General features: G+C 62.5%; 22 protein-coding genes. 4 read left to right on the forward strand and 18 right to left on the reverse strand.

Annotated features, from left to right (window positions below; genetic code table 11):
• Positions 1-103: 103 nt before the first annotated feature.
• Both CLM71_RS02195 and CLM71_RS02200 read right to left on the reverse strand, forming a co-directional pair.
• Complete coding sequence (locus tag CLM71_RS02195) at positions 104-394, reverse strand: hypothetical protein (protein WP_105229551.1); 291 nt, start codon at positions 392-394, stop codon at positions 104-106.
• On the reverse strand, positions 391-909 hold the full coding sequence (locus tag CLM71_RS02200; protein WP_105233193.1) for a DUF2778 domain-containing protein: 519 nt from the start codon (positions 907-909) through the stop codon (positions 391-393). The genes CLM71_RS02195 and CLM71_RS02200 overlap by 4 nt, the downstream gene beginning before the upstream one ends.
• 277 nt (positions 910-1,186) lie before the next feature.
• On the opposite strand from CLM71_RS02200, the gene CLM71_RS02205 reads away from it, so the two are divergent.
• Both CLM71_RS02205 and CLM71_RS02210 read left to right on the forward strand, forming a co-directional pair.
• On the forward strand, positions 1,187-1,621 hold the full coding sequence (locus tag CLM71_RS02205) for a YhbP family protein (protein WP_105229552.1): 435 nt from the start codon (positions 1,187-1,189) through the stop codon (positions 1,619-1,621).
• Positions 1,622-1,698: 77 nt separating this feature from the next.
• On the forward strand, positions 1,699-2,340 hold the full coding sequence (locus CLM71_RS02210; protein ID WP_105233194.1) for an NAD(P)H-binding protein: 642 nt from the start codon (positions 1,699-1,701) through the stop codon (positions 2,338-2,340).
• Here the strand turns inward: CLM71_RS02210 and phnP are convergent.
• The 10 genes from phnP to phnF are packed head-to-tail and all read right to left on the reverse strand — an operon-like array spanning position 2,288 to position 9,977.
• On the reverse strand, positions 2,288-3,085 hold the full coding sequence (phnP, locus tag CLM71_RS02215) for a phosphonate metabolism protein PhnP (protein WP_105229553.1): 798 nt from the start codon (positions 3,083-3,085) through the stop codon (positions 2,288-2,290). The genes CLM71_RS02210 and phnP overlap by 53 nt on opposite strands.
• Entirely contained in the window at positions 3,076-3,636 is a 561-nt protein-coding gene (gene phnN / locus CLM71_RS02220) for a ribose 1,5-bisphosphokinase (RefSeq protein WP_105229554.1), read from the reverse strand. Before phnN ends, phnP begins: the two co-directional genes overlap by 10 nt.
• A complete protein-coding gene (phnM, locus tag CLM71_RS02225) occupies positions 3,636-4,772 on the reverse strand; it encodes an alpha-D-ribose 1-methylphosphonate 5-triphosphate diphosphatase (protein ID WP_105229555.1) in 1,137 nt (378 codons plus the stop codon). The genes phnN and phnM overlap by 1 nt, the downstream gene beginning before the upstream one ends.
• The gene (gene phnL / locus CLM71_RS02230; RefSeq protein WP_105229556.1) at positions 4,772-5,476 is read right to left on the reverse strand and encodes a phosphonate C-P lyase system protein PhnL; all 705 of its coding nucleotides are present in this window, start codon (positions 5,474-5,476) and stop codon (positions 4,772-4,774) included. Before phnL ends, phnM begins: the two co-directional genes overlap by 1 nt.
• Before the next feature lie 15 nt (positions 5,477-5,491).
• A complete protein-coding gene (gene phnK, locus CLM71_RS02235; RefSeq protein ID WP_105229557.1) occupies positions 5,492-6,280 on the reverse strand; it encodes a phosphonate C-P lyase system protein PhnK in 789 nt (262 codons plus the stop codon).
• Complete coding sequence (locus CLM71_RS02240; protein ID WP_105229558.1) at positions 6,277-7,137, reverse strand: alpha-D-ribose 1-methylphosphonate 5-phosphate C-P-lyase PhnJ; 861 nt, start codon at positions 7,135-7,137, stop codon at positions 6,277-6,279. The genes phnK and CLM71_RS02240 overlap by 4 nt, the downstream gene beginning before the upstream one ends.
• A complete protein-coding gene (locus CLM71_RS02245; RefSeq protein ID WP_105233195.1) occupies positions 7,130-8,221 on the reverse strand; it encodes a carbon-phosphorus lyase complex subunit PhnI in 1,092 nt (363 codons plus the stop codon). The genes CLM71_RS02240 and CLM71_RS02245 overlap by 8 nt, the downstream gene beginning before the upstream one ends.
• On the reverse strand, positions 8,221-8,802 hold the full coding sequence (gene phnH / locus CLM71_RS02250; RefSeq protein ID WP_105229559.1) for a phosphonate C-P lyase system protein PhnH: 582 nt from the start codon (positions 8,800-8,802) through the stop codon (positions 8,221-8,223). The genes CLM71_RS02245 and phnH overlap by 1 nt, the downstream gene beginning before the upstream one ends.
• Positions 8,799-9,248, reverse strand: coding sequence for a phosphonate C-P lyase system protein PhnG (gene phnG, locus CLM71_RS02255; RefSeq protein WP_105229560.1), 450 nt, complete (start codon positions 9,246-9,248; stop codon positions 8,799-8,801). Before phnG ends, phnH begins: the two co-directional genes overlap by 4 nt.
• On the reverse strand, positions 9,249-9,977 hold the full coding sequence (gene phnF, locus CLM71_RS02260; protein ID WP_105229561.1) for a phosphonate metabolism transcriptional regulator PhnF: 729 nt from the start codon (positions 9,975-9,977) through the stop codon (positions 9,249-9,251).
• 208 nt (positions 9,978-10,185) lie between these two features.
• On the opposite strand from phnF, the gene CLM71_RS02265 reads away from it, so the two are divergent.
• Positions 10,186-11,244 carry a permease gene (locus tag CLM71_RS02265; protein WP_105229562.1) on the forward strand — a complete coding sequence of 353 codons (1,059 nt, stop codon included), beginning with the start codon at positions 10,186-10,188 and terminating at the stop codon, positions 11,242-11,244.
• A 39-nt stretch (positions 11,245-11,283) separates the two neighbouring features.
• On the opposite strand, the gene nrdG is transcribed toward CLM71_RS02265, so the two are convergent.
• From nrdG to treR, 5 genes are all read right to left on the reverse strand, one after another.
• Positions 11,284-11,748 (reverse strand): anaerobic ribonucleoside-triphosphate reductase-activating protein, encoded by a 465-nt coding sequence (gene nrdG, locus CLM71_RS02270; RefSeq protein WP_105229563.1) that lies wholly within the window; start codon positions 11,746-11,748, stop codon positions 11,284-11,286.
• Positions 11,749-11,781: 33 nt separating this feature from the next.
• The gene (gene nrdD / locus CLM71_RS02275) at positions 11,782-13,920 is read right to left on the reverse strand and encodes an anaerobic ribonucleoside-triphosphate reductase (protein ID WP_105229564.1); all 2,139 of its coding nucleotides are present in this window, start codon (positions 13,918-13,920) and stop codon (positions 11,782-11,784) included.
• A 289-nt stretch (positions 13,921-14,209) separates the two neighbouring features.
• Positions 14,210-15,874, reverse strand: coding sequence for an alpha,alpha-phosphotrehalase (treC, locus tag CLM71_RS02280; RefSeq protein WP_105229565.1), 1,665 nt, complete (start codon positions 15,872-15,874; stop codon positions 14,210-14,212).
• Between the two features lie 69 nt (positions 15,875-15,943).
• On the reverse strand, positions 15,944-17,359 hold the full coding sequence (treB, locus tag CLM71_RS02285; RefSeq protein ID WP_105229566.1) for a PTS trehalose transporter subunit IIBC: 1,416 nt from the start codon (positions 17,357-17,359) through the stop codon (positions 15,944-15,946).
• Positions 17,360-17,585: 226 nt separating this feature from the next.
• On the reverse strand, positions 17,586-18,533 hold the full coding sequence (gene treR, locus CLM71_RS02290; RefSeq protein WP_105229567.1) for a trehalose operon repressor TreR: 948 nt from the start codon (positions 18,531-18,533) through the stop codon (positions 17,586-17,588).
• Between the two features lie 297 nt (positions 18,534-18,830).
• On the opposite strand from treR, the gene CLM71_RS02295 reads away from it, so the two are divergent.
• Entirely contained in the window at positions 18,831-21,221 is a 2,391-nt protein-coding gene (locus CLM71_RS02295; protein WP_105229568.1) for a beta-N-acetylhexosaminidase, read from the forward strand.
• 35 nt (positions 21,222-21,256) lie between these two features.
• Here the strand turns inward: CLM71_RS02295 and CLM71_RS02300 are convergent, their stop codons facing one another.
• Positions 21,257-24,157, reverse strand: coding sequence for an amino acid adenylation domain-containing protein (locus tag CLM71_RS02300; RefSeq protein ID WP_234008608.1), 2,901 nt, complete (start codon positions 24,155-24,157; stop codon positions 21,257-21,259).
• Between the last annotated feature and the right edge of the window lie 124 nt (positions 24,158-24,281).

The following is a 24,281-nucleotide window of genomic DNA, read 5'->3' on the forward strand; positions in this document are numbered from 1 at the left end:
AATTTTCTGTTTAAACAGACGATTAACGCTATACTGCAACAGTTCACTGCCGTACAGGCAGCTTAGAGAAATCATAATTCAGGCCGGGTTAACCGGCCTTTATTTAATCTGATTTATTCATTTTTTTTCTAATATGACGAGCCAGCATAAATGTCAGCTTGCATAAAATTATGGATATTATTGTGTTTAAAAATAAAACTATTGCTATAGCCATGAAATCCCATGGTTCCGGATACCCCCCAATAATATCTGTAATGTTTGTTGCGGTATCCAGAGACATTACATGATGTATGTTGCGCCTGATGAAGTGATAAAATGGAAACCATACGCCAACGTTCATCAGGAATATGATGAAAACAGCTAATTTTGCCAGTATTAAAAATGCCTTTTTCATCCGCTTACCTTGCATTCTCCGTTGCTAATCACATCAATGATACCATACGTGCGCAATCTCATATTTCTGATATTGATTGTTTTAGTCCTCAGTAGAGCACTACGAATTGCTGCAAAGTCTGAGTGATGTTTTAGCGTGATACAACCATATGATATCGTTCCCGGATGCAGTCTAAAATTCCCTCGCTTGACGCCATTTATCCATGTGTGATCGTCTATCTTCCCGTCGTCCCTGAATAGTCCAAACCACTCATTTTTTCCGGTAGGTATATTGCGTAAATTCCGGTTTAGCACATCACTAAACCACGTTGCTATTGGTTCACGAATGCCACCGGTAGGGCGATCAACGATCCAGTATTTGCCCGAGGGGATTGGCCCCTCGTTGGGAATCATCCCACACCCTGGCGCGTTCCGGTAATTACCGTCGCCGGAGAACGCCATAAACGTGCCGATGCCATAAATCGTCAGCGGTGAATAATCCGCATCATTAACTATAAACTTCCCGTATAGTGCCATGTTTCCCATCCGTGATTGATAAAGTCGCGCCATTCCTGCGCTCTGAAAACATAAACCACCGCGTATTTTTTTCAATCACCTTTGACAAAATCAGGGCTTTGTTTAGCGTTATCATTGCCAATGTCTGATTTCTTGGGGCAATATTGGGACTCACTGCCGTACAGGCAGCTTAGAAACTTATCGCCCTCTCGTTTTAAATCAAGCGCATGTTCACTGCCGCACAGGCAGCCTCTCAATCCGGTGGTAAGATGCTGTTAACAGCCTAAAGGAGACCCCGGTGGAACAGAGCGAACAACAGCAGCATATCATCCGCTTCCTCAGCAAACAGCACGTGCTGACGCTCTGCGCCGGCAACGGCGTGGAGATGTGGTGCGCCAACTGTTTTTACGTGTTTGACGCCGAGCGCATGGCGCTGTGGCTGATGACCGAACCGCATACCCGCCACGGGCAGCTGATGCAGCAGCATGCTGAAGTGGTCGGCACCATTGCGCCAAAGCCCAAAAGCATCGCGCTGATTAAAGGCATCCAGTATCGCGCAGAGGCGCGTATACTGAGCGGTGATGAAGAGCAACAGGCGCGCGCCCGTTACTGCAAGCGTTTCCCGGTGGCAAAAGCCATGTCGGCCACCCTGTGGCAACTGAGCCTGCAGGAGGTGAAGATGACCGACAACGTTCTCGGTTTTGGCACCAAGTTGTTTTGGGCCCGCAGCTAGCGCAGGCACCCTGCCGATCCAGGGTTTGTTACCTGTCTTATACTTACATGGAAAGCGACAACGGCACGGGAGGCATTATGGCACGGGTATTGATAACGGGCGCTACCGGGCTGGTGGGCGGCGAGCTGTTGCGCCTGCTGCTGGCGGACCGGCGGGTGACGGCGATTACCGCCCCCAGCCGCCGGCCGCTGCCGCCGCATGACAAACTGACCAACCCGGTGGGCGACGATCTGTTCGCCCTGCTGACGGAGCTGGATCAGCCGGTTGACGCGGTGTTCTGCTGTCTTGGCACCACGCGGCAGCAGGCCGGCAGCGACGGCAATTTTCACTATGTCGACTATACGCTGGTGGTGGAAAGCGCGCTGACCGGCCGTCGGCTCGGCGCACAGCACTGTCTGGCGGTGAGCGCGATGGGTGCCAGCCCGCACTCCACCTTCCTGTATAACCGCATCAAAGGGGAGATGGAGCAGGCGTTGCGCGAGCAGGGCTGGCAGCGTCTGACGCTGGTGCGGCCGTCGATGCTGCTGGGTAAACGCACTGCGCCGCGTTTACTGGAGCGCGTAGCCCAGCCGCTATTCAGGCTGCTGCCCGGCAGATGGAAATCGGTCGCCGCCCGCGATGTGGCGCAGACCCTGCTGGAGCAGGCGTTCAGCCCCGGCGACGGCGTCAGGGTGCTGGAGTCCGATCGGCTGCAGCACGGGGAGCGTCTGGCGCACTGACATCGATGCAGAGGCCATCGTACGCCAGCTCCAGCCCCGGCGGCAGCGGGTGCGTCAGCAGCCAGGCGTCGAGCCGGTGACTGATATGCGTCAGTAGGGTGCGCTGCGGCAACAGCCGTTGCTGAATCTCCAGCGCGCGGGTGAGGTCATTATGGTTGCGCGGCGCCTGTGCCTGCGGCGGCAGGCTGCAGTCCAGCACCAGCAGATCCAGGCGGACGCCCTGCAGAAAACGCAGGGTGTCAGGCGGCAGACCGACGGTATCGGTCAGGTAGGCCAGCGTGCGGTCGGCGCTCTGGATCAGGTAACCGTGGGTGATTTTAGAGTGGATCAGCGGCAGCGGGGTGATGCGCAGTCCGCCCAGCGTTATGCTGACAAACGGCGCCAGCGGCGGCTGAAAGTCCAGAATGCCGGGGTGTCTGAACAGATCGTCGCAGCCCTGTTCATCGGGCGGGCCGTACACCGGAATGGCGCTTCCACACCCCCAGCGCAAATGAAATAGCCCCTGAACGTGATCCATGTGGTAATGTGTCAGTAAAAAACGCTGAATTTGCCCCGCCGAAAACCGCCGCTCCAATGACGTCAATCCCGCATCAATTAACGTAGTTTCCCCCTGATAATCCAGCATGGCGCTGCATGCGCGACGACGCCGGGCCGGCTCACGGCGCGCCCGTTGGCAGATGGCGCACGCGCAGCCAAATGCCGGCACCTGCTGGGCGCCGCCGGTGCCGAGAAAAGTCAGTTGCATGGTGTCTCCTCGCGCCGCAGCGCCGTCAGCAGTTGCAGCAGCGCCGCCAGCGTTTCGCTCAGCTCGCCGTTGTTATCCAGCCGCAGGCAGTCGGACGGCACGCTGTAGGCCGCCGCACGCGCCAGCCGCTGTTCAATCTGCCCGCTGTCTTCGCGGCCGCGCAGCTCCAGACGCCGGCGCAGCACCGCCGGTTCAACCTGCAGGCACAGCGGCAGCAGTTGCGCGCCATAGCGCTGACGGGCGTAGGGCAGATAGGCGCGCGAGCCGTTGATCACCACGTCGATCCCCTGCAACAGCCACAGATCGACCTCGATCCCTAACGCATAACGGGTGTGATGGGCCTGCCAGTCCAGCGCGAACAGGCCGTTGGCGCGCCGGCGCAGAAACTCGCGTTCACTCAGCGCCACGTGGTTCTCACAGCCGGCCTGCGCCGGGCGGGTGATATAGCGGTGCGCCACCAGCGGCGCGCTGTCCGCCGCGTTGCGCAGGGCGGCCAGCAGGCTGTCCTTGCCGGAGCCGGAGGCCCCCATCAGATAGATAAGCTGCGCCATCAGAACACCTGCCGTCCCTGACGCCACACGTGCTGCACATAGATATGCTCGCCGTGCGCGCGCGCCAGCACCAGATCGCCGCGCAGCCCCTCGGCAATGGTGCCGCGATCGGCTAACCCCAATGCCCGCGCCGGGTTGCGGGTGACCATCGCCACCGACTGCGGCAGGTCATAACCGTTGCGCGCGTCGGCGGCCAGGAGGAACGCCGCGTCGAGCAGGCTGGCGGGGTAGTAGTCGGAAGAGAGGATATCCAGCACCCCCTGCGCCGCCAGCTGATGCGCCGCCACGTTGCCGGAGTGCGAGCCGCCGCGCACGATGTTCGGCGCTCCCATCAGCACCTGCAGCCCCTGCCGGTGCGAGGCGCGGGCCGCTTCCTCGGTGGTGGGGAACTCGGCGATCGCGCTGCCCAGCGCGCAGGACTCGGCAACGTGCGCGGCGGTGGCGTCGTCATGGCTGGCGAGCGCAATGCCCCGTTCGCGACAGCGTTCGGCAATGGCCTGGCGGTTCGGCGTCGCCCAGCGGGCTGACAGCGCGACCTGCTGCTGTTCATACTCATCCATCGCGGCGTCGCTCAGGTTATATTTGCCCTGATAATATTCGCGATACTTGGCGCGCGAGGCGAACTGGCGCTGGCCCGGCGAATGGTCCATCAGCGACACCAGCGACACGCCCGGTTTATCCATCAGTTGTTCAAACAGCGGCAGCGTGCCGGCGTTGGGCAGTTCACAGCGCAGGTGCAGGCGGTGTTCGGCGCGGTTTACCCCGGCGCGCTGGCTGTGGATCACCGCGTCGATCATTTTTTGCAGGTTCTCCAGCCGGTGGCCGCCGTCGCGTACATCGCCTATCGCCACCGCGTCCAGCACCGTGGTGATGCCGCAGGCAACCATCAGCGCGTCGTGGCTGCTCATGGCGGAGTGGGCCGGCCAGTCCACGTTGGGGCGCGGCATAAAGAATTTATCCAGGTTATCGGTATGCAGTTCGATCAGGCCCGGCAGCAGCCAGCCGCCTTCGCCGTCCAGCGCCTGCGGCAGACGGCTGTGGCCGTCGGCAAAGCTGCGGATCACGCCGTCGCCCATCTCCAGCGAGCCGTTCACCACCTGGTCGTCCAGCACCAGCTTTACGTTATTAATAATCATCACGGCGTCTCCAGCGCCTGCGGCGCTTGCATGATGTGCAGCCGGTCGGCGACCTGAGTGCGCACCTGGTCGTCATGAAAAATGCCGACGATGGCGGCGCCGCGCCGGCGCGCCTGTTCGACCAAGGCGACCACCGCCGCGCTGTTGCGTGCGTCCAGCGAGGCGGTGGGCTCATCCAGCAGCAGGATCGGGTAGTCGACGATAAAGCCGCGGGCGATGTTGACCCGCTGCTGTTCGCCGCCGGAAAAGGTGGACGGCGCCAGCCCCCACAGCCGTTGCGGCACGTTAAGCCGGCTGAGCAGCGCGCTGGCGCGCTCGCGGCACTCGTCATGCGCCACGCCCAGCTCCAGCAGCGGCTGCATCACCACCTCCAGCGCGCTGATACGCGGGATCACCCGCAGAAACTGGCTGACCCAGCCCAGCGTCCGGCGGCGCACCGCCAGGATCTGCCGCGCCTCCGCCTGCGCCATATCGATCCATTCTCCCTGATGGTCCAGCCAGATATGGCCGCTGTCCGGCAGGTAGTTGGCGTACAGCGAGCGCAGCAGGGTGGACTTACCGCTGCCGGAGTGGCCGTGCAGCACCACGCATTCGCCGGCGCTGACCGTCAGGCTGGCGTCGTGCAGCACCGGCAGCCGGGTACCGTGCTGCTGGTGCAGCACAAAGGTCTTGCTCAGATGTTCGACGCGAATTTTGATCGTCATAGATTCCCCACTCAGTTACGACAACACGGAAGACACCAGCAGTTGGGTATAGGGATGGTGCGGGTCGTCCAGCACCCGGTCGGTCAGGCCGCTTTCCACCACTTCCCCCTGTTTCATCACCAGCAGCCGGTGCGCCAGCAGGCGCGCGACGCCCAGATCGTGGGTGACGATCACCGCCGCCAGCCGCATCTCCACCACCAGCGTGCGCAGCAGATCCAGCAGCCGCGCCTGCACCGACACGTCCAGCCCGCCGGTCGGTTCGTCCATAAACACCAGCTTGGGATGGGTGACCAGGTTGCGGGCGATCTGCAGCCGCTGCTGCATGCCGCCGGAAAAGGTGGTGGGCAGATCGTCAAGGCGCGACAGCGGGATCTCGACGTCCTCCAGCCATTGCCCGGCCTGACGGCGGATATCGCCGTAGTGGCGCTGGCCGACGGCCATCAGCCGCTCGCCGATATTGCCGCCGGCGGACACCTGCGGCCGCAGCCCGTCCAGCGGGTGCTGGTGCACCACGCCCCAGTCGGTGCGCAGCAGGCGGCGGCGCGCGCTCTCCGCCATGGCGTACAGATCCTGCTCCTGCCCGGCCTGCGGACGGTAGAGGATGCGCCCCTGCTGCGGCGCCAGCCGCGCCGAGATGCTTTTCAACAGGGTGGTTTTACCGGAGCCGGATTCGCCGACGATGCCCAGCACTTCGCCGGGGTAAATATCAAAAGAGACGTCGCTGAAGCCTTTGCCCGGCGCGTACAGATGGGTCAGACGCTCGACCGACAGCAGCGGGGCGTCGTGTAACGGTGTGGTGCTCATGGGCGCGGTGTCTCCGTGGATGACGCCAGCTGCTGCCGGCAGTAGTCGGTATCTGAGCAGACGAACATGCGGTTGCCCTGATCGTCGAGCACCACCTCGTCCAGGTAGCTGCTGCGGGAACCGCACAACGCACAGGGCTGCTCCCACTGCTGGACGCTGAACGGGTGATCGTCAAAGTCCAGGCTGACCACTTTGGTGTACGGCGGCAGGGCGTAGATCCGCTTCTCCCGCCCGGCGCCGAACAATTGCAGCGCCGGCATCATATGCATCTTCGGGTTGTCGAATTTCGGGATCGGCGACGGGTCCATCACGTAGCGGTCATTGACCTTCACCGGGTAGGCGTAGGTGGTGGCGATATGGCCGTAGCGGGCGATATCCTCGTAGAGTTTCACCTGCATCACGCCGTACTCCTCCAGCGCGTGCATTTTGCGCGTTTCGGTTTCGCGCGGTTCGATAAAGCGCAGCGGCTCCGGAATCGGCACCTGATAGATCAGGATCTGGTCTTCCCGCAGCGGCGTTTCCGGGATGCGGTGACGGGTCTGGATCAGCGTAGCCTCGACGGTACGTTCGGTGGTGGCGACGCCGGCGACGCGCTGGAAGAAGCGGCGAATCGAGACCGCGTTGGTGGTGTCGTCCGCGCCCTGATCGATGACTTTCAGCACGTCGGCGTCGCCGACCACGCTGGCGGTCAGCTGGATGCCGCCGGTGCCCCAGCCGTAGGGCATCGGCATCTCGCGGCCGCCGAACGGCACCTGATAGCCGGGGATGGCCACGCCCTTCAGGATGGCGCGGCGGATCATGCGTTTGGTCTGTTCATCCAGATAGCCGGGGTTGTAGCCGCTCAGTACGTTACTCATGGGGCGTCTCCTGCGTGGGCTCGCCGCGCTGCCGCAGGCGTTGCAGCAGTTCCAGTTCCGCCTGGAAATCCACATAATGCGGCAGTTTCAGATGGGACACGAAGCCGGCGGCCTCGACGTTATCGGCGTGGGACAGCACGAACTCTTCGTCCTGTGCCGGGCTGTCGCCGTCTTCCGCGTACTCGTCCTTCTGCAGGGCGCGGTCCACCAGCGCCATCGCCATCGCTTTGCGCTCGGCGCGGCCGAACACCAGGCCGTAGCCGCGGGTAAAGTGCGGCGGCTGCTGTTCCGGGGCGACAAAGCCGTTCACCATCTCGCACTCGGTCAGCAGGATTTCGCCGATGTCGATGGCGAAGCCCAGCTCTTCCGGCACGATCTCCACCGTGACATAGCCGCTGCGGATCTCGCCGGCGAACGGGTGGTTGCGGCCATAGCCGCGCTGGGTGGAGTAGCCGAGCGCCAGCAGAAAGCCTTCATCGCCGCGCACCAGTTGCTGCAGGCGCGCCGAGCGCGGGCAGGGGTAGACCGGCGGCGTGCGGGTGATATCCGCCGGCGTGCTGCCGTCGTCCTGTTCCGCCTGCGCCAGCTGCTGGCGGCTCAGCAGGCTGAACACGTGCGGGCAGCCGGTTGCCGGCGCATCGTCGGCGAGCTGCGGCGTTGCATCGGGCGCGCCGCCGTCCGCCAGCAGCGCGAAGTCCAGCAGCCGGTGGGTGTAGTCATAGGTCGGGCCGAGCAGCTGGCCGCCGGGCAGGTCTTTGTAAATCGCCGAAATGCGGCGTTCCAGCCGCATCTGCTCGGTGAGTAATGGCTCACTGACGGCCAGACGCGGCAGCGTGGTGCGGTAGGCGCGCAGCAGGAAAATCGCCTCCACCAGATCGCCGCTGGCCTGCTTAATCGCCAGCGCCGCCAGTTCACGGTCATAGACGCCGCCTTCGGTCATGACCCGGTCCACCGCCAGCCCGAGCTGCTGCTCCACCTGCGCGGCCGTCAGCGCCGGTTGTGCCGGGTCGCCGCGTCGCAGTTGCTCCTGCAGCCGGTGCGCGGCCTCAATGGCTTTTTCGCCCCCTTTTACGGCTACGTACATCAGCATTCCTCCAGATGAGTGGTGCGCGGGATGGCCAGCAGCGCGTCGCCGCAGGTCAGAATCACGTCAAGCCCGAGCGGGAAGGGCTGCGGGCGCGCCAGCAGATAGCGGCGCAGCGCCTCCGGCAACGGCGGCGCGATGGTGCGGCTGTGGGCAATGCCGGGGCCGCGCAGCCGCAGCGGCGCGCCGTTTTCCAGATCGTCGAGCTGGACGATCAGCGTCGCGCCTTGTTCCGGCGCCAGTTCGTCGCCGTGCGGCAGCGCGTGCAGATCCGCCTCCTGCAGGCGCGGGCCGTAAACGGCGAACGCCGCCTGCGCCGCCGAGGAGGCCTGCGGCGCGCCGGTGTGGAAACGAAGGTTAGTCAGCACCTGCTCACCGTTCAGCGCCGGTTCGATCAGGAGCGGCGTTTCGCCGTCGGCCAGCGTCAGCAAGACGGCGGTGGTGGCGGCGTTGAGCGGCGGCCACTGCGGCCCGCCCGTCAGCCGCACCGTGACGCCCGGTTCGCTCAATGCTTTCAGGATCAGGCGGAACGTCTGCTGCGCCTGCGCCACCGGGCTGGCGAAACCATCCAGTAAACTCATGGCGACTCTCCCCGTACCAGCGTAAAGAAATCGACCCGGCTGGTGGCCACCTCGCGGGCGCGCTGCTGGCGTTGTTCCTGCTGCGCCGCCGCCAGTGGGGCGATCAGCTGTTGCTGCAGCCGTTCCTGGTATGCCGGCTGTTGCAGCAGGGCGTCGACCAGCGCGCACAGTTCGGCATGCGCCTTATCACGCCCGGCAACATAGCTGTAGCCGTGGCCGCCGCTTTCCAGCTGCACCACCGCGCGGGTAACGGTCATATCGCCCAGCACAAAGCGGCGGCCGGTGGCGCCCATGCGCCCCTGCAGCTGCGTCAGGCCAATCTCCGGCGCGCGCAGCAGCCGGTACTCGGGGTTCAGGTTCAGCGCCTGCCAGTGGCTGCGCAGTTGGGCCGGCCGGCTGTGCGCCAGCACCGACATCCAGCGTTGTCGTGATGAGAGAGAGGACATTCAGTGCTCCATGGTCAGTTCGAGCATATCGGCGCGCGCCAGGCTGACGGAGTATTCCGCCAGCCGGTCGCTGCCGCTGCAGACGTTGAGGGTGCGTACGCACAGCAGCGGCGCGTCGGCGGCCAGTTCCAGCAGTTGGCGCTCTTTCGCCTGCGCCTGCCGGGCGCTGATGCGCGTCTGGCGGCGGCTGAGCGGCTGATGGATATGCTGTTCAATAAATTCATGCAGCGATCCCTGGCGGAACTGCTGCAGGGCCGGCCACCAGTCGAGGTCGGGCAGGTAGTGGTCGATCACGCTCATCGGTACGCCGTTTACCCGGCGCAGGGTACGCAGGTGGATCGCCTGCTGGCCCTCCTCACAGCCCAGCGCGCTGGCGATGTGGTCGTTGCACGGGCGCAATACTGCGAGTAAGCACTCACTGGTGGGGTGGTTGCCCTGCTCGAGCAGGTTCTGGGTAAAGCGGGTTTTGGCGTGCAGCGGGTAGTCGTAAGGGCGCATCAGCACCAAAATGCCGACGCCGTGGCGGCGCTGCAGCCAGCCGCGCTCCACCAGCTGATCCACCGCCCGGCGCAGGGTATGGCGGTTGACCTGATAATGGTCCGCCAGCTGCTGTTCCGAAGGCAGGTAGTCGCCGCCGCGGTAACGGCTGCGTAGCTCTTCTTCCAGCTGCGCCGCGATTTGCTGATAGCGTGTAGGGTAACTGGTAGGATGTCTAGATATCTGCGTCATGGTTAAAACCTCCGTGCGCCAATCGCCGCTAACAGCGCCGGTGCGGCGGCTGGGAGGCGGTTGGTGATGGGGCTTATCCTGCCGGGCGCAGATGACGCTGAGGTGACGGCGATGTGGCGAACAGATGAACTATTTTCGACAGGCGGGTGCGCACGGCGCGCTATCGCGCTAAGCTAGCGCCATTGTTTGTTGCTTGCTGGTTACTCTCATGTCTCAACCTTTACCTGCCTCCGGCAGCCAGACGCGTTCATGGCCGCTGTGGAAACCCGTGCTGTTTTTACTGGTGGTCGCCGTCGGTCTGTACTACGTCAAATGGCAGCCTTACTACGGTAAGGCGTTTGTCGCGGCGGAAAGCCACTCCATCGGCGGCTCGATCCTGGCCGATGGCGCGCATAACCCGTGGATAGCGGCGTGGCAGTACGCGCTGACCTACTTTGCGGCGGTGTGGAAGGCCGCGCTGCTGGGCGTGCTGGTGGGGTCACTGGTGCAGGTGTTGATTCCGCGCGACTGGCTGGTGCGTACGCTGGGGCATCAGCGTTTCTCCGGCACGCTGCTGGGGTCGCTGATCGCGCTGCCGGGCATGATGTGCACCTGCTGCGCGGCGCCGGTGGCGGCCGGTTTACGCCGCCAGTCGGTATCCAGCGGTGCGGCGCTGGCGTTTTGGCTCAGCAACCCGGTGCTGAACCCGGCCACGCTGATTTTTATGGGCTTTGTGCTGGGCTGGCAGTTTGCCGCCATGCGTCTGGCGGCCGGTGTGATCATGGTGCTGGGCGTGGCCTGGCTGGTGCAGCGTCTGACCGCAAACGACGCGCCGCCGGCGAGCGAAGCGGTGACGACTCTGCCGGCGTGCGAGAACGCGCCTCAGCCGTTCCTGCGCCGCTGGATGGCGGCGCTGTGGACGCTGTTTTGGTCAACCATCCCGGTTTATATTCTGGCGGTGCTGCTGTTGGGGGCGGCGCGGGTCTGGCTGTTCCCGCACGCCGAGGGCGCGGTGGATAACAGCCTGCTGTGGATTATCGGCCTGGCGCTTGCCGGCTGTCTGTTTGTGATTCCCACCGCGGCGGAAATTCCGATCGTGCAGGCGATGATGCTGGCGGGCATGGGCCCCGGCCCGGCGCTGGCGCTGCTGATGACGCTGCCGGCGGTCAGCCTGCCGTCGCTGCTGATGCTGAAGAAGGCCTTCACCGCCAAAGCGCTGTGCCTGACGGCGGCGCTGGTGGCGCTGTGCGGCATCCTGACCGGCATGGTCGGGATGTTTATATTCTAAAAAGTTGCGGGGATGCAAAAATGCATCCCCGCTTCACGCTCAGCGCAGCTTATGCACCACCTGATTGCTGCTGCCGCGCCAAATCAGCGCCGGATCGCGCAACGCCTGCACGAACTTCCCGTCGATCAGCACGTTGATCAGATTTACCACCCGTAGCTGCGCCGCGTCCAGCTCCGCCAGCCGGTAGCCGGTCCACAGCCAGATATCTTTACCGGGGCATTCAGCGCGTACCCGCTGCACCAGCCGTAATATCTCCGGCACATTGGCCGGATGCAGCGGATCGCCGCCGGACAGCGACAATCCCTGGCGTGTAATGCGCAGGTCGTTGAGGTCGGCGATAATCTGGTCCGCCAGCGCCGCAGTAAACGGCTGGCCGGAATCAAGCCGCCAGGTGCTCTGGTTGTAGCAGCCGCGGCACTGGTGCACGCAGCCGGCGACAAACAGCGTGCAGCGGGTGCCGGGGCCGTTGACCACGTCGACGGGGTAATACTGGTGATAATTCATCGCCGATCCTTCCGTAAACGGCCGGTCGGGCCGTTAGCCCAACTGCCCGTTATCCAGATGCTTCACCCGGCGTTTAACCTCTTCCTGCTTGCCGGCGTTGAATGGCCGCGCGTCCGGGCTGCCGAGATAGCCGCAGACGCGGCGGGTGACCGACACTTTGGCAGAGTCGTGATTGCCGCATTTCGGGCAGGTAAACCCTTTGCTGGTGCAGGAGAACTCGCCGGTGTAGCCGCATTGGTAACACTCGTCGATCGGCGTATTGGTGCCGTAATAGGGCACGCGGCTGTAGCTGTAGTCCCATACGTCTTCCAGCGCCTTCAGGTTATGCTGCAGGTTCGGGTATTCGCCGTAACAGATAAAGCCGCCATTGGCCAACGGCGGGTAAGGCGCCTCGAAGTCCAGCTTGTCGTACGGATTCACCTTTTTCTCGACGTCGAGGTGGAAGCTGTTGGTGTAGTAGCCCTTGTCGGTCACGCCCGGCACCACGCCGAAATCGGCGGTGTCCAGCCGGCAGAAGCGGTCGCACAGGTTTTCGCTCGGGGTGCTGTACAGGCTGAAGCCGTAGCCGGTTTCCTCTTTCCAGCTTTCGGTGGCGGCGCGCAGACGTTCGACAATGGCGACGGCCTTGGCGCGCAGTGCCTGGTCATCGAACAGGTGCCCGGCGTTGCCGAACAGCGCGTTGATGGTTTCATGAATGCCGATATAGCCGAGGGAGATCGACGCCCGGCCGTTTTTGAAGATCTCGGCGATATCGTCGTCGGCGTTCAGCCGCACGCCGCAGGCCCCTTCCATATACAGAATCGGCGCCACGCGCGCCTTGATGCCCTGCAGGCGTGCGATGCGCGTCATCAGCGCCTTTTTCGCCAGCAGCAGGCGGCGATCCAGCAACTGCCAGAAGCGCTCCTCATTGCCCTGCGATTCCAGCGCAATGCGCGGCAGATTAAGGCTGATGACGCCGAGGTTGTTGCGCCCGTCGTGCACCGGCTTACCGTTCTCCTGATAGCTGCCGAGGAAGCTGCGGCAGCCCATCGGCGTTTTAAACGAACCGGTTACCTGCACCACCTGATCGTAATTGAGGATATCGGGGTACATGCGTTTGCTGGCGCACTCCAGCGCCAGCTGCTTGATGTCGTAGTTCCGATCGCCGTAACGGTGGTTGAGGCCGTCGCGGATGGCGAATACTAGCTTCGGGAACACCGCCGTTTTGCGATTTTTCCCCAGCCCGGCGATGCGGTTTTTCAGGATCGACTGCTGGATCAGCCGCGACTGCCAGCTGGTGCCGAGGCCGAAGCCAAAGGTGACGAACGGCGTCTGGCCGTTGGCGGTATGCAGCGTATTGACCTCATACTCCAGCGACTGGAAAGCGTCGTAACACTCTTTTTCAGTGCGCGCCATGGCGTAGCCCGCCACGTCTGGGATCTGCCACTCTTCGGCCACCTGCTGGTGTTTGCGGAAGCTGGCGCTGACGTACGGCGCCAGGATCTCATCAATACGGTTGATGGTAGTTCCGCCGTAGATATGGCTGGCCACCTGCGCGATGATCTGCGCGGTGACCGCGGTGGCGGTGGAGATCGATTTCGGCGTTTCGATCTCGGCGTTGCCCATTTTAAAGCCGTTGGTCAGCATGCCCTGCAGGTCGATCAGCATGCAGTTGAACATCGGGAAAAACGGCGCGTAGTCCAGATCGTGGTAGTGAATTTCACCGCGTTCGTGGGCCAGCACCACGTCGCGCGGCAGGATATGCTGCTTGGCATAGTGTTTGGCGACAATGCCGGCCAGCAGATCGCGCTGGGTGGGAATGACCTTGCTGTCTTTATTGGCGTTTTCATTCAGCAGCGCGGCGTTGCTCTGTTCGACCAGGCCGCGGATCTCCTGATTCAGCCGGCCGCGCAGTTCGCGGGCGACGTCGCGGTCGTGACGGTATTCGATATAGGCGCGCGCCAGCTGTTTGTATTCGCCGGCCATCAGCCGGTTTTCCACTGCCTGCTGAATATCATGGATATCCAGCCGCGGCTGGCGGGACATCTGTTGAGCGACTTCACGGGCGACGGCGGCGCAATACTCACTGTCGTTCACCTCGGCGGCGCGGGCGGCGCGTTCGATGGCCTGTTTGATACGTGCTTCGTCGAAGGGAACCTGACAGCCGTCCCGTTTAATCACTACTGGTTTCACGTCGTTCTCCTTGTTCCGCCGATGGGAACAGATAGCCGTTTCAGCTTATCCACAGGGCAATGCCGCAGCGGGTCTGGGCTACGGGGCAGTGTGGATGATTTTGTGGATAACTACTATATATAGGTGCTGGTGGTAATGGAGATACTATATATGGGTGTTGGCGGAATTTTCTTGATGCAGGACAAAGAAAGCCGGCGGCGGGGCGATCGCTATACAGATCGCCGTCTCGCCGACGGGAAACGGGCCGTTTGGCCCTGAGCATTGGTTGACGCAGATGAGTGTGGAAACTTCACTCCTCCAGCAGCCACCACACCGCCTCAAACGGGCGCAGGGTTAGCGGTTGCGGCAGCGGCGGCGCATCGGCGTAGTTGCCGATCGCCACGCGCCACAGATCGGATGCTGCAACGCCGGCTGCGTCCCACGCCTGCGGCCGGGCGCTCAGGTTGGCCGCCACCAGCAGCCGCTGACCGTTCCAGCTGCGCAGGTAGCACCACAGCGCCGGGTGCGCCGGCGCCAGATCCTGATAGTCGCCGTGGGTCAGCAGCGGATACTGCTTGCGCAGGGCGATCAGGTGGCGATAGGTGTAAAACACCGAATCCCGATCGGCCAGCGCCGCCTCGACGTTAATCTGCCGGTAGTTATCGGCGCAGGGGATCCAGGGCATGCCCTGGCTGAAGCCGGCGTTGGGTCCGGCATTCCACTGCATCGGCGTGCGTCCGTTATCGCGCGATTTACTGGCCAGTATCGCCAGCAGCTCGGCGTCGCTGCGCCCCGCAGCGCGCAGTTCGGCGTACATATTCAGGCTTTCGACGTCGCGGTATTGATCAATACGCGCAAAGCGCGGATTGGTCATGCCGATCTCCTCGCCCTGATAGATATAGGGTGTGCCCTGCATGCCGTGCAGCACCATCGCCAGCATCTTCGCCGCCGGCACGCGCAGCGCATGGTCGTCGCCGAAGCGCGAGACGATGCGCGGCTGATCGTGGTTACACCAGAACAGCGCGTTCCAGGCGTGGTTGTGCATGCCCTGCTGCCAGTGGCGGAAAATCTGCTTCAGCTCCACGTAGTCCGGCGCCGCCAGCGTCCATTTTTCGCCGTTGGCGTAATCGACCTTCAGGTGGTGAAAGTTAAAGGTCATCGACAGCTCTTCGCCGCCGTTCGCCGCATATTGCCGGCAATGTTCCAGGCTGGTGGACGACATCTCGCCGACCGTCATCAGGCCGCGCGGGCGGAACACTTCGCGGCTCATTTCCTGCAGGAATGGGTGAATGCGCGGGCCGTCAGTGTAAAAACGCCGGCCGTCGCCGTGCGCGTCATCCGGGAAATCCTGCTGCTTGGACACCAGATTGATCACATCCAGCCGCAGGCCGTCGACGCCTTTGTCCGCCCAGAACCGGCAGATTTTCTTCAGCTCCTCGCGCACCGGCGGGTGTTCCCAGTTCAAATCGGCCTGCTCGGCGGCGAACAGGTGCAGATAATACTGGCCGCTGTCGGCGTGCCACTGCCAGGCCGAGCCGCCGAACTTGGAGCGCCAGTTATTCGGCGGCGCCCCCTCAGCGCCGTCGCGCCAGATATAGAACTGGCGCTGCGGGCTGTGGCGATCCTGCGCCGCCCGGAACCACGGATGCTCGGTCGACGTATGGTTGAACACCATATCCATCACGATACGGATATCGCGCTGGTGCGCGGCCGCCACCAGTTGTTCGAAGGTTTCCATGCTGCCGTAGGCCGGGTCGATGGCGCAGTAATCGGCGACGTCATAGCCGTTATCCACCTGCGGGGAGAGATAGACCGGCGTCAGCCAGATGGCGTCGACGCCCAGATCCTGCAGATAATCCAGCCGCTGGATCACGCCGGCCAGATCGCCGTAGCCGTTGCCGCTGCTGTCCTGAAAGCTCTTCGGGTAGATTTGGTAGATGACGCCGTTTTGCCACCAGGGGATTGGGTTGCTCATAAAGAATACCTTTTGACTGTGACAGCGGGCCAGGCGCGCCTGGCCCCTACATTCATGATCGATAGCGCGTTATACCGGCAGTTCGCCGCGGCGCGCCTTGCGCCGGTACACCAGCATGGTCAGCACCAGCGGCACCACCACAGCCACCAGCATCGCCAGCGCGAACACCAGCCAGAACTGCGGTTTGATCGACAAAATACCCGGCAGGCCGCCGACGCCGATACCGTTGGCCATCACCCCGGCCAGGCCGCAGATCAGGCCGGCGCAGGCGGAACCAATCATCGCGCACAGCATCGGGAAGCGGTACTTCAGGTTGATGCCGTACATTGCCGGCTCGGTGACGCCGAGGTAGGCGGAAATTGCCGCCGGCACCGAAATTTCACGTTCGTTGGCCTTGCGGCTGACGATAATGATCGCCAGCACCGCCGAGGCCTGCGCGATATTGGACAGGGCGATGATCGGCCACACCGGTGTGCCGCCCATGCTCTGCACCATCTGCATATCGATCGCCAGCGTGGTCTGGTGGACGCCGGTGATCACCAGCGGCGCATACAGGAAGCCGAACAGCGCGGCGCCGATCGGCGCAAAGCTGCCGGTCATGACCGCTTTAACCGCCCAGGCGACGCCGTCGCCGATCATGCGGCCGAACGGCCCGATCAGCGTATGGGCCAGGAAGGTCGCCAGCAGCAGCGACAGCACCGGCACTACCACCAGATAGAGGTAATCCGGCACCCACTTTTTCAGCCGGGTTTCAATCCAGCCGAGCGCCATACCGGCGAGGATCGACGGGATCACCTGCGCCTGATAGCCGACCTTCTCCACGGTAAACCAGCCGAAGTTCCACAGTTCAGGCACCTGTTGGCCGAGCAGATAGGAGTTCATCAGCTGCGGCGACACCAGTGTGACGCCCAGCACGATGCCCAATACCGGGGTGCCGCCCATTTTTTTCACCGTCGACCAGCAGATGGCGACCGGCAGGAACATAAAGATCGCCTCGCCCAGCAGCCACAGGAAGTCGTAGGCGGTTTTCCAGCCGGCGCTGGACTGCGCCAGCGTCTGGCCGTCGGACAGCGGAATATCGCCGATCACATTGCGGAAGCCGAGGATCAGACCGCCGCTGATCAGCGCCGGCAGCAGCGGGAAGAAGATCTCGGCGAAGTGGGAGATGGCGCGTTCGGACCAGGTCATATTCTGGCGCGCGGCGGTTTTGGCCTGCTCTTTGTCCGCCTCGTTGACGCCGGCGCTGGCGATCAGCGCCTGATAGTAATCGCCGACCTCCGGGCCGATCACCACCTGAAACTGCCCGGCGTTGGTGAAGCAGCCTTTCACCATGGGTAAGGTTTCGATCTCTTTCGGGCTGGCTTTGGCCGGGTCGTTAAGCACGAAGCGCAGCCGGGTAATGCAGTGGCTGACGGTGGCGATATTGTCGCGGCCGCCGACCAGCGCAATCAGGCGATCGATATCCTGCTGTTTTACTTTGCTCATTATGAATACCTTTCTATGGGTATATCTGGCGTTGTTATGCGTATGCCGTGCCGGCGAGCGGGGCCTGAACGACACGCAGAGGTAAGTAGGGTGAAGCCGATCAAAGCTTAGTCATTTCGCCGTGGTTAGAAAATGGGAACGTTCCCGGAATCGGATGACGATCACAAAATGACGTGTGAGATCTCAAGGGAAACCGCCGCGCGGGTGGCCCGATGCGGCAGGAGGGTTAAGAGAGTTTGCTCGGCACCACGATGCGGCGGATCGGCGCGTCGCCGCTGAGCTGGGCCAGCAGTTGCTGCGCCGCCTGCACGCCTGCGCTGCCGTAGCCGAACTCCACCGACATCGTCTCCGGGAACAGGAAGCTGAGCAGCGGGGTATTGCCGATGGCGCACACCTGAATATCGGCGATCTGCTGCTGCTGCAGATATTTGATCGCGCCGAGGGCGATGCTGTCAGACGCGCAGATCAACGCGCGGGTCTGCGGGACGATCGCCTCCGCCGCCAGCTGGAAGCCGCTCTGGTAGCTGAGTTCGCCCAGCGCCGCGTGCGGGGTCAGACCGTGGCGCTGGCAGGCGTCCAGATAGGCCTGATAGCGGCGCGCGCCGGTGGTGGCGTCCGACTGCCGGACGCCGAGGTAGCTGATATCGCGGTGCCCCTGCTGGCGCAGCCGGTCCATCAGCAGGTTCACCGCGCCGGCATCATCGTAGCAGACTGAAGAGAAGCCCTGATACTCGCGCACCATCACCACCATTTTCTCCTGCCACGGCTGCAGCATCTCGGCCTCCAGGCCGGTAAAGCCGAACAGGATCACCCCGTCGACGTTACGCTGCGCCAGCACGTGCAGGTGTTCCTGCACCAGTTGGCTGTCGAACTGGCTTTCCATCACGATCGGGTCATAGCCGTGCTGGTAGAGCAGCGGCAGCATGGTGCGCACCGCCTGATTTTCCGACGGCGAATCCAGGCGCGACACCAGAATGCCGACCACCTTATCGCTCTGGCCGCGCATGGCGCGTGCGGATTTGGACGGGGTGAACCCCTGCTGACGGATCACCGCCTCCACGCGCTCACGGGTTTGCTGGCTCACGCTGCCTTCATTGTTCAGCACGCGTGAAACGGTGGATTTTCCTACCCCGCTGAGGCGGGCGATGTCCTTAATGGTCAGCCGGTTTTGCATGATCGGTTTATCGTTATGGTTGAAAGGCGTAAACGCCGATGAACGTGGGCTTTCCCGGCAATGTGCCGCTGCCGCGGGCGCATGGCAAGTACAAAAACAGAGTAACGCATTTTACGGACGGGATCTTGCCGACAACCCGGCGCGTGCGCCAGCCTGGCTGTGTTATCTGTGATCAACCCCGCTTTTTCGCCGTCGGCGCTGGACAGGCGCACTGCGTTTACCCTTATGCTCGGGCTTTCTGCTGTTTTTTTGTCGTACTTAATCCATAAGATTTTGCTGTCCTCTGAGGAATTTTCGATGCATAAACCGCTTTGTTATACGCTGCTTGCGGCGTCGTTACTTTGCCCTTTAAGCGCGCTGGCGCAGCCGGCGGGCAAACTGCCGCTGATGCCGTGGCCGCAGCAGGTGGATATCGCCCAGCCGCAGGGCAAACTGGTGCTGACGCCCCGGCTGAACCTGAAGATTGAAGGCGATAATCTGGGTGACGCGCCGGCGCGCTGGCGTCAGCGCCTGGAACTGCAGACCGGCTGGACGCTGGCGCCGCCGACGGCGCAGCAGGCCAGCAATATTACGGTGAAGATCCAACGTCAGGTCTCGGCGCAGCCGCTGCCGGACAGCGATGAAAGTTACCAATTATCGGTGACGCCGCAGGGGGCGACGCTGACCGCCGCCACCCGCTTCGGCGCGCTGCGCGGCATGGAAACCCTGCTGCAGCTGGTGCAGACCGACGGACACAACACCTTCTTGCCGCTGGTCAGTATCAGCGACAAGCCACGCTTTGCCTGGCGCGGCGTGCTGCTGGATTCGGCGCGCCATTTCCTGCCGGTCGGCGATATTCTGCGCCAGCTGGACGGCATGGCGGCGGCCAAGCTCAACGTGTTCCACTGGCACCTGACCGACGATCAGGGCTGGCGTTTTGCCTCCGTGCGTTATCCCAAGCTGCAGCAACTGGCCAGCGACGGCCAGTTCTATACCCGCGAACAAATGCAGCAGGTGGTGGCCTACGCCGCGGCACGCGGCATCCGCGTGGTGCCGGAGATCGATCTGCCGGGCCATGCTTCCAGCATTGCGGTGGCCTATCCGGAGCTGATCAGCGCGCCGGGGCCATACCAGATGGAGCGCGAGTGGGGCGTGCACGCGCCGACGCTGGATCCTGGCAACGAGCAGGTGTATCAGTTTATTGATGCGATCGTCGGCGAGCTGGCGACGATCTTCCCCGATCCCTATGTGCATATTGGCGGCGATGAGGTCGATCCCAGCCAGTGGCAGCAGTCGAAAACGCTGCAGGCGTTTATGCGCCAGCATCAGCTGGCGGATGCCCATGCGCTGCAGGCCTGGTTCAACCAGCGGCTGGAAAAGATCCTCGAACAGCACCGGCGGCGTATGGTGGGCTGGGATGAGATCTATCATCCTGCGCTGCCGCGCACCATTCTGATCCAGTCCTGGCAGGGGCCGGACTCGCTGGGCGCCAGCGCACAGGATGGCTATCAGGGCATTTTGTCCACCGGCTTCTACCTCGATCAGCCGCAGAGCACCGCCTATCACTACCGCAATGAGGTGCTGCCGCAGCCGCTGAGCGTGGAAACAAAGGTGGCGGCCGGCGAGCAGGCGCAAAGCTGGCGCTTTGACATTCCGCGCCTGAAGGGCAGCGCGGTGACGGGCAGCTTTACCCTGATTAAAGGCCGGCAGGGCTGGCGCGGCTTTATCGACTTTGACGGCAAAACGCGCCGCGCCCTGCATGATATTGTCTGGCGCACGCCGCAGCAGGTGAGCTTCCGGCTGGATACCTGGATGGGCGATACCCGTCCGGTGCTGACCCTGAAAAAGGACACGCTCAGCGGCTATACGCTGCTGGGCAACGTACGTTATCCCACCAGCGGCAGCCGGCTGGATGCGGCGCCGGCGGGTAAAATGCCGGTGGTGCCGGGTGCCAAACAGCAGGCCAATATTCTTGGCGGTGAGGCGGCGCTGTGGGCGGAGAACGTGCGCGCGCCGCTGCTGGACCTGAAGCTGTGGCCGCGCGCCTTCGCCGTGGCGGAGCGGCTGTGGTCGGCGCAGGACGTCACCGACGAGAGCAGTATGTACCGCCGTCTGGCGGCGGTGGACGCCTGGTCGGTGGTGTCCGTCGGCCTGCAGCAGCATGCGGAAACCGCGCGTGAATTCACCCGTCTGGCCAACAGCGTCGAGATTATGCCGCTGCAGACGCTGGCCGAAGCGCTGGAGCCGGCGCAGTATTACACGCGTCAGCATCTGAAGTTCCAGGCGGGCAACTATCACCAGTTTGAGCCGCTGAACCGCCTGGCGGACGCGCTGCCGCCGGAGAGCCGGGCGGTGCGCGAGATGCATCAGCAGGTGGAAGCGCTGCTGCGCGATCGCGATAACCGCGTGGCCGCCGAGGCGCTGCGTAGCCGCCTGCTGCGCTGGCAGCAGAACGCGGCGCCGGTGAAACGGCTGATTGGCGGCAACGTGCTGATGAAAGATCTGGCGCCGGTGGCGCAGGACGTCAACGCGCTGGCGGATCTGGGGCTGAAGCTGCTGGATCGCTGGCGGCAGGGTAAGCCGCTGGGCAAGCATGAGGCGGAGCAAACCCAGCAGCAGCTGGATGCGGCGGCGCAGGTGCGCGATGAGCTGATCATCGCCGCGGTGTATCCGTTGGAAACCCTGCTGCGCGGGCTGACGGTGCGCTGAGGAACAGGGCGGGCCATTGCCGGCCCGCCGTTTGGCTATGCCGTCAGCGAGATCGGCACTTTGCCGGTGAGCCGGTACAGGTAGTTTTCCAGCTCCTGCCGGGTGAAGCGCGGCTCCTCAATGCCGCTGCCGGTCAGAAAGCGCTTCACGTTGCTGCAGTCCCACTGATAGGTATTCTGATACAGTTGCACCGCCGCCTGGCCATGCGACATGTTGTCGCGAAACAGGCTGAGCAGCGGGTACAGAGGCGCGTTTTCATCATGCTGCCACTGCGCCAGCCAGTCGTGGTACGGCATCTGACGGAAGCGGTAACCGAAATAGTGCTCCAGCCGCTGGAAGAACTGCTGCAGCGTCAGGTTGTTGCTATCCTGATGAATCAGATTGAATTTCAGCCCTAGAGCCTGTGGGTTACGGCTGATATGCGCAATGGTGCGCGTCATATAATCCACCGTGGTCAGGCCTTCGCGCAGGTCATGCAGCTCAGGCACCGTGCCGCTGCTCAGGCAGGTTTTCACCAGGCGTCCCCACCACTGATAGTCGGCGCTGACGCCGCTCTGGCTGTGGCTGGTGGCGTAACCCAGCCGGAAGGTCATCAGCGGCAACCCTTGTTGCGCCGCCAGATCGGCGATTTTTTCCATTACCCACTTACTGCGCACATAGCCAAGATCGCTGAGTACCGCCGGCAGGTTCTGGTCGATGTCGTCACTCTCCAGCATTACCCGTTTACCGGTGTGCAGATGTCCCCAGCTATAGACAGAGATGGTGGACAGCAGCATCAGCGGTTTGGTGCGCAGATGAGCGGCGAAGCGGATAACTTCGTTCAGGCCCTGCACATTGTCGCGCTTCATGTAGGAGTAGGGCTGGATAAAGTTCACCGCGCTGGCGGAGTGATAAATCAGATCGATCTGTCGGCATAGCTGCTGATACTGCTCATCGGGCAGCGCGAAATGCGGTTCCGCCAGATCGCCGGGCATGACATATACCCGACTGCGCTGTTCGGTGCTCAGGACGATGTGGTGTTTTTGCAGTACCGCATCCAGGCGTTTGCCGGCCTGCTCGGCGCTGCCTTCGCGCACCAGGCAGTAAATATCCGCTTGACGCGTGGCAAGCAGATCCGCCAGCAGGTGTGAGCCGACAAATCCGCTGGCACCGGTCAGCAGAATGGCGCGCGGATCGGTCAGTTGCTGCGGTTCATAGTGTGGATTGATATGGACGTCCGGCGTTAATTTTGCATCTTCCTGCAACGCGCGCACCGGTTCGCTGTCCAGCTCCGACTGCGCCTGCCCGGCGCGTTGCGCCAGCGCGGTGGTGAGCGTGGTGACGGTGGGGTATTCATAAATATCGCGCACATAGGTTTTCACCCCGAGCCGTTGGCCGATGCTCTCCGCCAGCCGGGCCGCCAGCAGCGAATGGCCGCCGACGTCAAAGAAGTTGTCATCGGCACCGATTGTGCTGAGTTCCAGCAGCTCGCGCCAGACGGCGGCGACCTGTTCCTGTGCGGCGTTCGGCAGGGCGTCGTCGCCGGCAGTGCGGTTGGCGGCGTAGTGTGTCAGCAGCGCCGCCTTGTCGGTTTTACCGTTGGCGTTAAGCGGCAGACGCGGCAGCAGCAGGTAATCGGCCGGCAGGAAGTAAGATGGGAGTGTCTTTTTTAGCCGTGCTTTTACGGCCTCAATCAGCGCTGGCTGGGCGGTGTCGGCCACCAGGCAGGCGATAATTTTTTTATCGATGGCATGCTCTGGATTCGTCACCAGCGCGACCGCCGCGTTGACGCTGGGCGTCTGCATTATCACGCTCTCAATCTCGCCCAGTTCGATGCGGTTGCCGCGGATCTTGATCTGATCGTCCAGCCGGCCGAGGAACTGAATACGACCGTCCGCCAGCCAGCGGGCACGGTCACCGCTGCGGTACAGGCGTTTACCGTTAAACCCGGCGGGCTGGAGAAATTTTTCGGCCGTGAGCTGCGGGTTATGCAGATAGCCGCGTGCCAGGCAACTGCCGCCGATAAACAGTTCGCCGGGCGTATCGCCGCTGACTGGTTGCAGCTGTTCATCCAGAATAAAGATTTCCGTGTCGGTGACCGGGCGGCCGATGCTGGCGGTGGCGGCATCGGCGGCGCAGGTGAGCGAATTATAGGTGGCGAAGATGGTCGTTTCGGTCGGGCCGTAGTAGTCAATCAGCGGGCTGCCGAGCGGCGTTGGGTCGAGCGGGGCGAGTTTTTCGCCGGCGGTGAACAGGTAGCGCAGCACCAGTTGCGCCGGCTTGTCGGCGCGCACCACATCCGGCACCAGCACCGTCGGCACAAAGGCGTGGGTCAGCCGTCGGTCGGCAAAAAACTGCAGCAGCGCGGCGGGCTGCAGGCGCAGATCTTCCGCAGGCAGGCACAGCGCGGCGCCGCTGGTCAGCGCCGACCAAATCTCCCATTGCGCGACGTCAAAACCGATGCCGGCGTTCAGCGTGGTGCGGCAGTCTGCGTCCATGGCGAATTGTTGATTGTGCCAGCGGATGATATTCCACAGCGAATGGTGTTCGACCATCACGCCTTTTGGCGTGCCGGTAGTGCCGGAGGTAAAAATAACATACGCCAGCGTGTGCTGCGGAATATCAACCTGTCGACTATTTAATACTATGTCGTTTGGAATAGTATCGATGTGAATTATTTTCTCGCTGTCGTACTGATTTATTTTAGTATTATGTTTATGATCGGACAATATAATTGGTGAGCGGCTTTGTTCGATAATGTATTTGATCCGTTGTTCAGGATAGCTGCTGTCCAGAGGAATATAAGCGGCGCCGGTTTTGACAATCGCCAGTATGCCGATAATCAGCTGCGGCGTACGCTGTGCCAGCAGCGGAACTAGATCGCCGGGGCCGATGCCAGACTGTTGTAGCAAGGCGCACAGACGATCGCTGAGCGTATCGAGCTGTTGATAACTCATTATATTTTCGTCTTTATCTATAATTGCCGGGCTATTTGGAAACGTGGAAACCTGTTGGATAAATGCATCCAATACGTGATTGGCCATGGTTCTCTCCTGATAGCAAATATGGGTATAAAGAGAT

Source organism: Serratia sp. MYb239, assembly GCF_002966855.1.
Taxonomy (GTDB): Bacteria; Pseudomonadota; Gammaproteobacteria; order Enterobacterales; family Enterobacteriaceae; genus Serratia_B; species Serratia_B rhizosphaerae.

What these genes read in the sequence shown, in the direction of transcription:
- CLM71_RS02240 (WP_105229558.1), bottom strand. Translation starts at nt 7,137, where the DNA reads ATGAGTAACGTACTGAGCGGCTACAACCCCGGCTATCTGGATGAACAG.
- phnG (WP_105229560.1), bottom strand. Translation starts at nt 9,248, where the DNA reads ATGTCCTCTCTCTCATCACGACAACGCTGGATGTCGGTGCTGGCGCAC.
- treR (WP_105229567.1), bottom strand. Translation starts at nt 18,533, where the DNA reads ATGCAAAACCGGCTGACCATTAAGGACATCGCCCGCCTCAGCGGGGTA.
- phnN (WP_105229554.1), bottom strand. Translation starts at nt 3,636, where the DNA reads ATGGCGCAGCTTATCTATCTGATGGGGGCCTCCGGCTCCGGCAAGGAC.
- treB (WP_105229566.1), bottom strand. Translation starts at nt 17,359, where the DNA reads ATGAGCAAAGTAAAACAGCAGGATATCGATCGCCTGATTGCGCTGGTC.
- CLM71_RS02265 (WP_105229562.1), top strand. Translation starts at nt 10,186, where the DNA reads ATGTCTCAACCTTTACCTGCCTCCGGCAGCCAGACGCGTTCATGGCCG.
- phnL (WP_105229556.1), bottom strand. Translation starts at nt 5,476, where the DNA reads ATGACGATCAAAATTCGCGTCGAACATCTGAGCAAGACCTTTGTGCTG.
- CLM71_RS02200 (WP_105233193.1), bottom strand. Translation starts at nt 909, where the DNA reads ATGGCACTATACGGGAAGTTTATAGTTAATGATGCGGATTATTCACCG.
- CLM71_RS02295 (WP_105229568.1), top strand. Translation starts at nt 18,831, where the DNA reads ATGCATAAACCGCTTTGTTATACGCTGCTTGCGGCGTCGTTACTTTGC.
- phnM (WP_105229555.1), bottom strand. Translation starts at nt 4,772, where the DNA reads ATGATTATTAATAACGTAAAGCTGGTGCTGGACGACCAGGTGGTGAAC.
- nrdG (WP_105229563.1), bottom strand. Translation starts at nt 11,748, where the DNA reads ATGAATTATCACCAGTATTACCCCGTCGACGTGGTCAACGGCCCCGGC.
- CLM71_RS02300 (WP_234008608.1), bottom strand. Translation starts at nt 24,157, where the DNA reads ATGAGTTATCAACAGCTCGATACGCTCAGCGATCGTCTGTGCGCCTTG.
- treC (WP_105229565.1), bottom strand. Translation starts at nt 15,874, where the DNA reads ATGAGCAACCCAATCCCCTGGTGGCAAAACGGCGTCATCTACCAAATC.
- phnK (WP_105229557.1), bottom strand. Translation starts at nt 6,280, where the DNA reads ATGAGCACCACACCGTTACACGACGCCCCGCTGCTGTCGGTCGAGCGT.
- phnF (WP_105229561.1), bottom strand. Translation starts at nt 9,977, where the DNA reads ATGACGCAGATATCTAGACATCCTACCAGTTACCCTACACGCTATCAG.
- phnH (WP_105229559.1), bottom strand. Translation starts at nt 8,802, where the DNA reads ATGAGTTTACTGGATGGTTTCGCCAGCCCGGTGGCGCAGGCGCAGCAG.
- phnP (WP_105229553.1), bottom strand. Translation starts at nt 3,085, where the DNA reads ATGCAACTGACTTTTCTCGGCACCGGCGGCGCCCAGCAGGTGCCGGCA.
- CLM71_RS02245 (WP_105233195.1), bottom strand. Translation starts at nt 8,221, where the DNA reads ATGTACGTAGCCGTAAAAGGGGGCGAAAAAGCCATTGAGGCCGCGCAC.
- CLM71_RS02210 (WP_105233194.1), top strand. Translation starts at nt 1,699, where the DNA reads ATGGCACGGGTATTGATAACGGGCGCTACCGGGCTGGTGGGCGGCGAG.
- CLM71_RS02195 (WP_105229551.1), bottom strand. Translation starts at nt 394, where the DNA reads ATGAAAAAGGCATTTTTAATACTGGCAAAATTAGCTGTTTTCATCATA.